Below are 12,528 nucleotides of genomic sequence, written 5' to 3'. Positions count from 1 at the left end.
AACAGTGATAATCATAGAAAACACCATCTTCTCGCACGTTGAGAGGGTGGTGTTTTTAAATCAACTCATAAAGTTATGAGCTGAAAAAAATAGTAGAAACATGGTATAGTGACAATAACAGTTAAAGATGAAAGTAGGATGATGCATTGTGGCTCACGTATTAGTTGTCGATGATGAACCGACAATTGTAAAACTATTAACATTCAATATTGAACAAGAAGGACACCGCGTTAGTAGTGCCACGAACGGTATGGATGCGCTGGCGCTGGTGGGTGCGGCCGAGAATGAGATTGATTTAGTCGTATTGGATTTAATGTTACCAGGAATGAATGGTATTGACGTCTGCAAAGAACTTCGAAAGCAAGAAAATTACACACCGATATTAATGCTCACTGCGAAAGACGATGAATACGATAAAATTATCGGGTTGGAACTTGGTGCTGATGATTACATGACAAAACCTTTCAGTCCGCGCGAAGTCATTGCCCGCATTAAGGCGATTTTACGTCGGGTTGAATTGGCACCAAAAATGACTCAAACGGAGAGTCTAGTGACAGCTGATTTTTTAGAAATTGGTGGCTTGCGGATTGATCGTGATCGCCATACTGTATACCTTCATGATAATCAGCTGACATTAACACCAAAGGAATATGAACTGCTTTGTTTCTTAGTGGAAAATAAAGGGAAGGTCTTTAGTCGCCATCATTTACTCGATGTTATTTGGAACTACGATTATGCTGGCGAAACCCGCATTGTCGATGTCCATATTAGCCATTTACGTGAAAAGATTGAAGCTGATACGAAGAAACCGCGTTACATCATGACGGTACGTGGATTTGGCTATAAAATGGATGATGCCCAATGACACCCTTATGGCGTAAACTCGTCCTGTTTTTTTGTTCGATAACGATTGTTGTTGTCGTCGTATTAGGCTTTTTTAGTGCGACAATTATTAAACATAATTACATCGAAAACCGCGAGCAACAGATGATACAAAGTGCACAGTTGATGATTGCGAACTTATCCGAAACGGGCACTGATTTGACGAAGGAGAATAAGGCATTGACCACTGTGTTAGTGAAAGATGCCAGCTTGCTCGATTCGCGGATTACATTGATTGATGCACAGGGGAAGGTAATTAATGATACCGATGAGCCTGCGGCAACGATGACCAATCACCGCAATCGACCCGAAATAAAAGCGTTGCTAACCGATTCACGCTTGGCGTCGGCCTCTGATCAACGTCAAAGTAAGAGTCTTGGCTACGGGATGCTTTATACGGCTGTTCCGATTATCGAAAAAGGGGAGCTTGTCGGTATTATCCGAGTTGCCGTGAGTTTACAGATGATTGAAAAAGCGATTGTGCAACTCCAGTTGAGCCTGATTGTCGTAGGAGGTCTCTTGGTGTTAGCTTCAACAGTGGTTATCATTTTGATGGTACGACGGATTACGCGGCCAATCACAACAATTACAGCCGTTACCCAAGGCTTAGCCGAGAAAGATTACGGGCAGCGTGTAATGTTGCTACCAAGTGGTGAAATTGGTGAGTTGGCGAAATCGGTCAATACACTCGGAGAGAAACTGCAAAAAAACGTGACAGAAATTCATGTCAAAGAACTGCGTTTAGCGGGAGTGCTTGATAATCTCGTGAGTGGCGTATTACTCGTTAATACAAAGAAGCGTATCACCTTAGCTAATCCAGCGATGTTTCAACTCATCGAAAAAAAAACTACTGCATAACAATTATTTTGAAGTGCTGCCAAGTTACCAATTAAGCAATTTGATTAAGGAAGCCTTTAAGACGGGTAAGAAACAGCAGGCAGAAGTCATTTTATACGGTCATTCGGCTGAAAAACGGGTCGATGCAAACGTGGTGCCCATCGTCGAAGATAATCAGCATTTATCAGGTGTCATCTTAGTGCTCCATGATATTACTGACATTCGTCATTTAGAGGCACTACGATCAGAGTTCGTCTCGAACGTGTCTCATGAATTAAAAACGCCGGTGACGTCGATTAAGGGCTTTGCAGAAACACTGCTTGATGGGGCAATGGCTGATGCCGACTTACGTAAAGAATTTCTCGAAATTATTCGTGATGAGAGCAATCGCTTAACGCGGTTAATTGAAGATATTTTACAATTGTCTAAAATCGAGCAACATCAGATAAAACCTCATTACAGCGAAGTTGACCTCGTTAACGTATTGACCAACGTATTGAAGGTGTTACGTAAAGCAATCGTTGAAAAGAACGTGACGATTGAGTTGCAGCTGCCGCAATCCTTAGTGTTAACGAGTGAAGCTGACGGGTTGCATCAAATCGCGCTCAACCTTATAAGCAATGCGATAACATACACACCGAATGACGGTTGTGTTACAATTCACGCTCATAAAAAGGGAACTGAGATAACTTTGCAAGTAGCGGATACAGGCATTGGCATTCCGGCAGCAGACCAGACACGAATCTTTGAACGATTTTATCGAGTCCACAAAGCGCGCGAACGTGAAACAGGTGGAACGGGACTCGGGTTATCAATCGTGAAACATCTCGTTGAACGCTATCAAGGCCGTATTGCACTTGATTCAATCGAAGATGAAGGAACGACCTTTACCGTCACACTACCGTGTGAACATATCGATTAAACATAAGACGACCTTTACAAAACCTTTACACATTCTCAATGAAGTAGATATATTCATTGGTTATGATGAGGTTAAGATAAAAGGGCGTCTTTTTTTTATACGCTATGAGAGAGTAGGGACGAAGATGAATGACAAACAATTGAATAAAAAAAAACTTAGAACAACTAGGAAAGTTCATCAGTTTTATTTGTGTGGCAACGATGGCTGTTGGGGCCCTCGTGATTATTTATTTTGTCGCTTCCAAGGGTTTAGCGACCTTCTTTGTTAATAAGGTATCTATCTGGTCGTTTTTATCGGGCCAAGACTGGCAGCCTTCAAAATTGGATGGTGGAGGTCATCCATTGGTTGGTGCGCTACCGATGATTGCTGGCTCGTTTGGCGTCACCTTATTGGCGGCGTTAATTGCGACGCCACTGGCAATTGGTGCCGCGATATTCATGGTCGAAATATCCCCTAAATTTGGGAAACGGGTATTGCAGCCAGTCATTGAACTGCTGATTGGTATTCCATCGGTAGTGTATGGCTTAATCGGTTTAACGATTATCGTCCCTGTCATGCGTCATTGGTTTGGGGGCACCGGTTTTGGGATTGCTGCCGGAACTGTTGTGTTAACCGTAATGATTTTACCGACGGTAACGAGTTTAGCAGTGGATGCGATTACTGCTGTCCCGCGTCATTACCGTGAGGCCTCACTTGCATTAGGAGCGACACGATGGCAGACGATTAGTGGCGTTGTTTTAAAAAGCGCCCGCTCGGGTTTGTTGACAGCGCTTGTGTTCGGGATGGCACGTGCCTTTGGTGAAGCGCTCGCAGTCCAGATGGTGATTGGGAATGCGGCGATTATGCCGACCTCATTGGTAGAGCCCGCGTCAACTTTAACGAGTATCTTAACGATGAGTATGGGGAATACGATTCCAGGTCAGCTTGAGAATAATGTCTTATGGTCATTGGCGCTTGTGCTGTTACTGATGTCGCTCTTTTTCATCATTGTTGTACGATTGATTGGAAAGCGAGGGAGCATTAAATGACATCAAAACTGAAAGATAAATTAGCAACAGGTATATTTTATAGTATTGCACTTATTATTTGTGCGATTTTAGCGAGTATCATCGGCTATGTATTAGTTCAAGGTGTGCCCCATATTAGTTGGGACTTCTTAACAAAACCGTCAGAATCATTTAGTGCAGGCGGCGGGATTGGTCCACAGCTGTTCAATTCGTTTTATCTCTTGTTTTTAACCTTGCTGATTAGTGTGCCACTTGCATTAGGAGCTGCGATTTATTTAGCAGAATATGCCAAAAACAATTGGATCACAAAAGGTGTGCGCTTAATGGTCGAGGTGTTATCGTCATTACCATCAATTGTTGTCGGTCTCTTTGGCTTTCTCGTGTTTGTGATTTACTTCGGTTGGAGTTTCTCGATTTTATCAGGCGCTTTGGCGCTGACGCTCTTTAACCTTCCGATTTTAGTAAGGGTAATGGAAGAATCACTCAAATCAGTCTCGGCTAGTCAACGAGAGGCGGGCTTGGCACTTGGTTTAACGCGTTGGGAAACGGTGTGCTTCGTTATCGTACCAACAGCGTTACCGGGTATTATCACTGGTGTTATTTTATCAGCTGGTCGTGTGTTTGGTGAAGCAGCCGCCTTGATTTATACGGCAGGTCAGAATGCGCCATCGCTAAACTTCGCTAACTTTAATATCTTCAGTCAAGAATCTCCATGGAATATTATGCGACCGGCTGAAACGTTAGCCGTTCATATTTGGAAGGTTAATAGTGAAGGGGTTGTGCCAGATGCCGCGGCAATATCAAGTGGTACGGCAGCAATTTTAATTATCGGAATCCTCTTGTTTAATTTAATAGCACGAATTGTTGGGAAATACGTTTACCGATGGATGACATCTTCATAAAGGAGCTTAGTATATGACAAACTTTGCGATTGAAACAACTAAATTGAATGTGTTTTATGGTCAAAAACAAGCGATTAAAGAGGTCAGTTTAGGCTTTCCTAAAAACCAAGTGATTGCCTTAATTGGACCCTCAGGCTGTGGGAAATCAACGTACTTACGTTCGCTCAATCGAATGAATGATGAGATTGAAGGCTGTCGCACAGAAGGGCCGATTTTATATCATGGACGTGATATTAACACACCTTCAGAAGATTTATATGAACTACGTAAAAATATCGGGATGGTTTTTCAAAAACCAAATCCGTTTACCAAATCGATTTATAAAAACATTACCTTTGCGTTGAAACGTCATGGGATTACTGACAAACGCGTGTTGGCTGAGCGAGTTGAAAAAAGTTTGCGGGCAGCCGCTTTATGGGAAGAAGTAAAGGACATCTTAACTAAGAGCGCCCTTAGTTTATCAGGTGGACAACAGCAACGGCTGTGCATTGCGCGCACGGTTGCAACAGAACCTGATATCCTATTACTCGATGAGCCGGCTTCAGCGCTGGATCCAATTTCAACCTCAAAGATTGAAACGTTAATTACAGCGTTGAAAGAATTTTATACGATTATTATCGTTACCCATAACATGCAACAAGCGGCGCGGATTTCAGATAAAACAGCCTTCTTTTACTTGGGTGAAGTGGTTGAATATGATGATACCGCTAAAATATTTACAAATCCAACACATGAAAAAACACAGGCATATGTCTCAGGTAATTTCGGATAGGAGGAACAGTGATGGCTATTATTGAAACAACGAAACTCAATCTTTTTTATGGTAAGAAACAAGCGCTATATAACGTCTCGTTACAGTTTCCACAAAAACAAGTGATTTCGTTAATTGGACCGTCAGGCTGTGGAAAATCGACATTTTTACGGACATTAAACCGTATGAATGACTTGATTCCGAATGTACGCACAGAGGGTAGTATTCAAGTGAAGGAGCTTGATGTCATGTCAGCCCGCACGGATATGGTTGATTTACGTCAGCGAGTCGGAATGGTGTTTCAACAACCGAACCCGTTTCCGTTCTCAATCTATGATAATGTTGCCTATGGACCACGCCTCCATGGGATGACTAACAAATGGGAACTTGATCAAATTGTGCAAGAAAGCTTAATGAAAGCCTCTTTATGGGAAGAAGTAAGTGATCGAATGCACACGTCGGCTCTAGGTCTTTCAGGCGGGCAACAACAACGTTTGTGTATCGCACGTGTATTGGCAGTCAAACCCGAAATCATTTTAATGGATGAGCCGACAGCAGCGCTCGATCCGATTTCAACGGCTAAAATTGAAGATTTAATTGTTGAGTTAAAGGAAAAGTACACGATTTTAATCGTGACACATAATATGCAACAAGCGTCGCGCATTTCTGACCGAACGGCCTTCTTTTTAAATGGTCGCGTCGTTGAGTATGCCGATACGAAAACAATCTTTTTAAACCCGGTGGAAAAAGAAACGCAAGACTATATTTCAGGCCGCTTTGGCTAAAGGAGGCAATACTATGAATGGACGTCAATTACTCGATCAAGAAATGAAGAGTTTGCAACAACAACTCTCAGAAATGGGCATGTTGGTCAATGAGAGCATTTTAAAAGCGGGACATGCGTTGATGACTAAAGATGTCGAACAAGCGAATGAAGTCATTGCAGGGGACGAGGTCATCAATGCTAAAGAACTGCAATTAGAACAACATGTGATTGAGGTGATTGCGCTACAACAACCCGTGACGTTGGATTTACGTCGTGTGATTACAATGATTAAAATTAGCGCTGATTTAGAACGGATGGGCGACCATGCCGTTGTGTTAGCGAAAGCGGGACGGTCGGCTGCTAAATATGAATTTGATTTGGATTTAGCGAAAAGCGAAAAAATCACCCAATTATTGAGTGAAGTTTTAACAGAGACGTTGGCCGCTTACCGTGATATGGATGCGAAAAAAGCCCGTGAAATTGCAAGTGCTATTTATACAATTCAACATATTTCCCATCAGTTCGGAAAGGAAATGTTAGCAAAAATAGTTCCTTATCCAGAGCATGTTAAACCGATTTCAAAACTATTTAATGCCATCAAAAGCTATGAACGAATCGGCGCCTATTTATTGAATATTTGTGAATGGGTCATCTATTTAAAAACCGGTGAAATGACTGAGTTAGAAGAAGATGAGGAGTGAATAGCTTTTCCTGTATTTTCGACGGTTAATAATCGACAATTAGGGTAGTTCCAATTGATATCGTTGTAACGACTTTTAAAATAAATTCACAGTTCGTCTTGGTGCACTGCTAATGAGCGGTGTGTCTTTTTTTGTAAAGAAAGGGGGATGGTTTGCCTTTTTAAAGCACGGGTGTTAATATATGAATGAATAATCATATAACCACATAAAGGAGGCAATGACATGACAAAACATCAACTAACAGGCCTTGATTGTGCCAATTGTGCCCGTGAATTAGAACTGGAAATCCGCCGGTTAGACCATGGAGAAACGGCTAACATTAATTATGCTGCCCAAACTTTAACAATCGCTGATACGGTGGATTTAACAGCAGTGAAGCGTATACTGGCAACTGAAGGGGCACAACTAGCAGCGCAGACAGATGCGATGAAACAACGACAACAGCAGCGGCGAGAACTGCTCGTACTCATAAGTGCCGCGCTGATTTTTGTTGCGACATTGAGCTTTCAACAGCACCTATTGAGTGGATTTGTTTTTAGCCTGTATGTGGCAGCTGCTGCTATTAGTGGCTATACGACCTTTATTAGAGGTTTGAAAAACCTACTAGTGTGGCGTTTTACGATTGATACGTTGATGACAATCGCGATGATTGGCGCTTTCTCGATTGGCGAATGGCGTGAAGGGGCGCTTGTGGCGATTTTATTTGGCATCAATGAATACTTAGAAGGGTTCGGTATGCGACGTGCACGTCAATCGATGAACAGTCTGTTGCAGCTAGCGCCAGAGACAGCCACCTTATATAACGATGGTGATGAGCAAGTCGTTGGGCTTGAGTCCTTGAAAATTGACGACGTGGTGATTGTTAAAGCCGGTGAAAAAATGCCGACAGATGGTGTTGTGTTGACGGGATATTGTCATATGAACGAAGCAGCGATTACGGGCGAAGCTTTACCAGTAAAAAAAACTGCCGGTGTCCCCGTATATGGTGGTGCAGTTAACCAAGATGGCACGCTTGTCGTACGCGTTACAAAAAGATATGAAGAATCAGCGATTGCTCGAATTTTCGCTTTGGTGGCAGAAGCGCAAAGTCAACAAACACCTCTTGAGTTAGCGATTGATAAATTCGCAAAAATATACACCCCACTTATTTTAGTGTTAGCGATACTTGTAGTTATTATCCCCAGTCTAATAACGGGTGAGTGGCAGAGTTGGCTCTATCAAGGCTTGGCCGTTTTAATTATCGGTTGCCCATGCGCGCTAGTGCTATCGTCCCCAATCGCTCTGATGGCAGGTATTACCCGTAGTGCAAAAAGCGGTGTCCTTGTTAAAAGTGGAGTATTCTTAGAACAACTAGCCAAAATACAAGAGGTTGTGATGGATAAAACTGGAACTCTGACGAAGGGTGAGTTGGAGGTTAATGCGACTTGGATTGCTGAAAATGCTAATAAGGCAAAGCTATATGGTTTAGTTGTCAAAATGGAAGGTGAGTCGAAACACCCATTGGCAAAAGCCCTTTTAACCGCTGCTTCACAAGAACTGACAACGGAAATTACCGCAGGTTCAGTAACAACACTGGCAGGAAAAGGTCTCCGATTAGAAGTTGCGACCACGCATTATTTCTTGGGAAATAAACGTCTTTTCACACCGGAACACTGGAGCACAACTAGTGAACGAGCGTATGAAGCGATGCTAGCTGACGGTATGACAGTTGCTATTTTAGGTGATGAAACGACGGTCTTAGCCATCTTTGGTATACGTGATCAGCTACGAGAAGAGGCGTCTGAGACCATTACAGCGCTACAAAAAAATGGTGTAAAACGGCTAACGATGCTAACAGGCGATAATGAACAGAGTGCGGCATTGATGTCGGCAGAAGCAGGGCTAACCGATTACCATGCCAACTTATTACCGGAAGATAAGGTTAGCTATATTAAAACAGCGAAAACCACACACACAGTTGCCATGATTGGCGATGGCATTAATGATGCACCTGCGCTTGCTACGGCTGATATTGGCATTGCAATGGGACAAGGGAGCGATGCAGCAATTGAGGTGGCTGACGTTGTTTTAATGCAAAATCACTTGAAACGTTTACCAATTGTACAGGGAATCGCACACCAGGTTCAGCGTGTGATTTATTTCAATATCGGGATTGCACTCAGCCTCAAACTCATCGCTTTGTTGTTAACAATTCCCGGCTGGTTGACCTTATGGTTTGCTATTTTAGCAGATATGGGGGCAACCGTAATCGTGACGCTTCTTAGCTTGTCACTGCTGATACCGGGTGCCGAAGAAAAAACATTACACACTACGGATGAAGCTTGAAATCGTAACAGACCACTACCCTAATGTTGAATAAATGTGATATGATAACAAAAATAACACGACAGAAGGATGTGGGCAGATGGGTATTCATCACTTTTTTGGCAGTTTAGCAGATTTGGAATTAATTGTACGATGTCCAGGCAAATTCAAATATCAACCACATAATGTGGCAGCACATAGCTTTAAGGTAGCTCAAATTGCCCAATTTCTAGGGTTGGTTGAAGAACAAGCCCAACAAGCGATTAATTGGCGGTCGTTATATGAAAAAGCATTAAACCATGATTACTCCGAGTTATTCATCGGTGACATAAAAACACCAGTGAAATATGCCTCGGTGGAACTCCGTGAAATGCTGAGTGATGTCGAAGAAACGATGACGACGAACTTTATTGAAAAAGAAGTGCCCGAACGTTTTCAAGCTGACTTTCAACGCTTCTTTAAAGAAGGCAAGGATGAATCACTTGAAGGGCAGTTGTTAGCAGTGGCCGACAAGGTTGATTTACTCTATGAATCATATGCCGAAATCCAACAAGGCAATAGCGAACCGCTATTTTATGACATTTATGCTGAAGCGCTCGAAACGATTTTGCGATACCGTCATTTAGCATCAGTTACTTATTTCATCGATGAAATCTTGCCAGATGTGCTTACGCAGGATGAGAAAAGTGCCAGTCAACTCATTGCGACAACCTTAAGCTTATTGAAGGCAAATAGCTAAGATGAGTATCGATGTTTTTTTATCCGCACTTATCTTACCATTTTTGATGGTGCTTCTATTGGCAAAAGTTACCTATAGCCGTGTTGTAGCAGTTAGTTTGACGGTAATACTGATTATGACGAGTGCCTTTTTAGGCTATACAACTGGTTTTTTATTAATACTGTTAGACGCTTTTTCAATTACGATGGGGCTTGTCGTTGTCAATTTAATCAAGCATAAAAGAGCAAAAGCAGAACACGATGAGCAGTGCTGACCAGCGTAAAGCCGTGCCTTGTGAGGAGCTAGAAAAAAGGAAGTTCAATTCGTCTTAGTCTACAAACTGAAGATAAACGTTGTTCTAGGTCGTTACGACTTGCTCGCTCGGGATTACGTACCATCAGTACGCGCACCGTCACTCGCTCGTCGTGCCTACTAGAACGAAAGTGAAATCAGCTCGTTCAACTTTGAAGATATTGGAATGGAATAGAATAGCGACTATTTCCCGTCGCTACTTTTCCATGAAATATCATAGAAGTTAGCTGATTAAACGAGAGGATATAACAACGTTTCTTTTCAGTCAAGTCATCTTGAAGCCAAAGTCACTTGAACTAACTTTCAAAGTAAAATCAGTTTAATTCGACTTTGTCTACAAGCTGGAGCCCCATAACATTTGTTATGGGGCTTTTTTTTGTGAAGGCGAACGTATTTTCGCTTTTTTTTGGTCGTTTCTGCTAAAATAACACTATGAATATGTAAAAAAAGGGGCGTTAAAAATGGCTAATGAAGCATTTAAACTAGTATCACCGTATCAACCCGCGGGCGATCAGCCACGCGCGATTGAAAAATTAGTCGCTAACCTTAAACAAGGCGTCAAACAACAAACCTTGCTTGGTGCGACCGGAACCGGTAAAACGTTCACGGTATCAAATGTGATTCGTGAAATCAATAAGCCGACGCTTGTAATTGCTCATAATAAAACATTAGCTGGTCAGTTATACAGTGAGTTCAAAGAATTCTTCCCCGATAATGCGGTCGAATACTTTGTCAGTTACTATGATTTTTTTTCAACCAGAGGCATATGTACCATCGAAAGATCTATACATTGAAAAGGACTCGAGCGTCAACGATGAAATAGATCAATTGCGACATTCAGCGACCGCCTCATTGCTGGAACGATCGGATACAATTGTGATAGCAAGTGTGTCCTGTATTTACGGTTTAGGCGATCCAAAATCATATTTTGATCGGCTTATTTCATTGCGGGTTGGAATGGAACTCGAGCGTAATACGCTGTTGCGAAAACTAGTCGACATTCAGTTTGAACGCAATGACATTGATTTTCAACGGGGACGTTTTCGTGTCCGTGGCGATGTCGTTGAAATTTTCCCGGCATCACGCAGTGAACGCTGTTATCGGATTGAATTTTTTGGAGATGAGATTGAACGGTTACGTGAAATTGATGCCCTCACCGGTGAAATTATTGGCGAACGTGAACATATGACGATATTTCCAGCGACTCACTTTGTGACAGCGCCTGAAAAAATGGAGCTTGCCTTACAAAACATTCGCACTGAATTAGCTGAACAATTGGCCTATTTTAAAGCAAATGGGAAGCTCCTCGAGGCGCAGCGTCTGGAACAGCGGACTAACTACGATTTAGAAATGCTTGAAGAAGTTGGTTATTGTTCGGGAGTGGAAAACTACTCGCGTCAAATTGAGCTGCGCGCACCGGGCTCAACCCCACATACGTTACTCGATTACTTCCCCGATGATTTTCAAATTATCATCGATGAATCGCACGTGACGATGCCACAAATTCGAGGGATGTATAATGGTGATCAGGCCCGAAAACAGATGCTCGTTGATTATGGCTTTAGACTGCCGTCAACCTTAGATAATCGGCCGTTAAAACTAGCTGAGTTTGAGGAACATGTCAATCAAATCACATACATTTCAGCGACACCCGGCCCGTATGAACTTGAACAAAATCCCGATGTGATTGAACAGATTATTCGACCGACCGGTTTACTTGATCCCGAAGTTGAAGTGCGCCCGATTGAAGGGCAAATTGATGACCTTATCGGCGAAATAAATGCCCGGATTGCAGCGGATGAACGGGTTTTAATTACCACCTTAACGAAGAAAATGTCAGAGGATTTAACCGATTACTTAAAAGAACTGGGCATTAAAGTACAATACCTTCATTCTGAAGTTAAAACAATCGAACGTTTAGAAATACTCCAAGACTTGCGTCGCGGTAAATATGACGTTCTCGTCGGTATTAACTTGTTACGAGAGGGCATTGATATTCCAGAAGTATCACTGGTTGCGATTCTCGATGCAGATAAAGAAGGGTTCTTGCGGTCAGAACGTTCACTGATTCAAACGATGGGTCGAGCGGCTCGTAATGCCAATGGACACGTCCTCATGTATGCCGATCGTGTGACTGATTCGATGACAAAAGCATTAGCAGAAACCGAGCGTCGTCGTATCATTCAGAAGGCTTACAATGAAAAGCACGGTATTACACCAACCACAATTAAGAAAGTGATTCACGACGTGGTCTCAGCCGGCAATACTGACGTTGAAGTGACTGAAAGCGAAGCGGTGACAGAGACACGTTCAGTTGCCGAATTAGAAGAAACGATGAAAGAGGCCGCACGGATGTTAGACTTTGAAACAGCTGCCGCCTTGCGTGATAAAATTATTGCATTAGGCCAAAGCGATGCATAAGGAGG

The 12,528-nt window shown here is 42.6% G+C and carries 11 protein-coding genes and 1 pseudogene; all 12 read left to right on the top strand.

Annotation, left to right across the window (positions count from 1 at the left end; genetic code table 11):
- Nucleotides 1-148 precede the first annotated feature (148 nt).
- The 12 genes and pseudogenes from BCAMP_RS05695 (at nucleotide 149) to uvrB (ending at nucleotide 12,523) form a co-directional block, all read left to right on the top strand.
- Nucleotides 149-865, top strand: a complete 717-nt coding sequence (locus BCAMP_RS05695) for a response regulator transcription factor (protein WP_035314371.1) — start codon at nucleotides 149-151, stop codon at nucleotides 863-865.
- Nucleotides 862-1,740, top strand: coding sequence for a HAMP domain-containing protein (locus BCAMP_RS12550; RefSeq protein WP_051456914.1), 879 nt, complete (start codon nucleotides 862-864; stop codon nucleotides 1,738-1,740). Before BCAMP_RS05695 ends, BCAMP_RS12550 begins: the two co-directional genes overlap by 4 nt.
- Before the next feature lie 13 nt (nucleotides 1,741-1,753).
- Nucleotides 1,754-2,641 carry a two-component system histidine kinase PnpS gene (pnpS, locus tag BCAMP_RS12545; RefSeq protein ID WP_084038598.1) on the top strand — a complete coding sequence of 296 codons (888 nt, stop codon included), beginning with the start codon at nucleotides 1,754-1,756 and terminating at the stop codon, nucleotides 2,639-2,641.
- 143 nt (nucleotides 2,642-2,784) lie between these two features.
- Entirely contained in the window at nucleotides 2,785-3,669 is an 885-nt protein-coding gene (gene pstC, locus BCAMP_RS05685; RefSeq protein WP_051456912.1) for a phosphate ABC transporter permease subunit PstC, read from the top strand.
- The gene (gene pstA / locus BCAMP_RS05680; RefSeq protein ID WP_035314370.1) at nucleotides 3,666-4,550 is read left to right on the top strand and encodes a phosphate ABC transporter permease PstA; all 885 of its coding nucleotides are present in this window, start codon (nucleotides 3,666-3,668) and stop codon (nucleotides 4,548-4,550) included. The genes pstC and pstA overlap by 4 nt, the downstream gene beginning before the upstream one ends.
- A 13-nt stretch (nucleotides 4,551-4,563) precedes the next feature.
- On the top strand, nucleotides 4,564-5,322 hold the full coding sequence (pstB, locus tag BCAMP_RS05675) for a phosphate ABC transporter ATP-binding protein PstB (protein WP_035314369.1): 759 nt from the start codon (nucleotides 4,564-4,566) through the stop codon (nucleotides 5,320-5,322).
- 11 nt (nucleotides 5,323-5,333) lie between these two features.
- Nucleotides 5,334-6,086, top strand: coding sequence for a phosphate ABC transporter ATP-binding protein PstB (gene pstB / locus BCAMP_RS05670; protein ID WP_035314368.1), 753 nt, complete (start codon nucleotides 5,334-5,336; stop codon nucleotides 6,084-6,086).
- A gap of 13 nt (nucleotides 6,087-6,099) precedes the next feature.
- A complete protein-coding gene (gene phoU / locus BCAMP_RS05665) occupies nucleotides 6,100-6,768 on the top strand; it encodes a phosphate signaling complex protein PhoU (RefSeq protein ID WP_035314367.1) in 669 nt (222 codons plus the stop codon).
- Between the two features lie 222 nt (nucleotides 6,769-6,990).
- Complete coding sequence (locus BCAMP_RS05660; RefSeq protein WP_035314366.1) at nucleotides 6,991-9,093, top strand: heavy metal translocating P-type ATPase; 2,103 nt, start codon at nucleotides 6,991-6,993, stop codon at nucleotides 9,091-9,093.
- 79 nt (nucleotides 9,094-9,172) lie between these two features.
- Entirely contained in the window at nucleotides 9,173-9,811 is a 639-nt protein-coding gene (locus BCAMP_RS05655; protein WP_035314364.1) for an HD domain-containing protein, read from the top strand.
- A gap of 1 nt (nucleotide 9,812) precedes the next feature.
- Nucleotides 9,813-10,064, top strand: a complete 252-nt coding sequence (locus BCAMP_RS05650; RefSeq protein WP_035314363.1) for a DUF2198 family protein — start codon at nucleotides 9,813-9,815, stop codon at nucleotides 10,062-10,064.
- 499 nt (nucleotides 10,065-10,563) lie between these two features.
- Nucleotides 10,564-12,523 (top strand): annotated as a pseudogene (gene uvrB / locus BCAMP_RS05645) (excinuclease ABC subunit UvrB).
- The last annotated feature ends 5 nt before the right edge of the window (nucleotides 12,524-12,528 follow it).

It is taken from the genome of Brochothrix campestris FSL F6-1037, from assembly GCF_000525915.1.
GTDB lineage: Bacteria > Bacillota > Bacilli > Lactobacillales > Listeriaceae > Brochothrix > Brochothrix campestris.
Note: the sequence above shows the minus strand (reverse complement) of the source record. Positions and strands in the feature narration are given on the sequence as shown.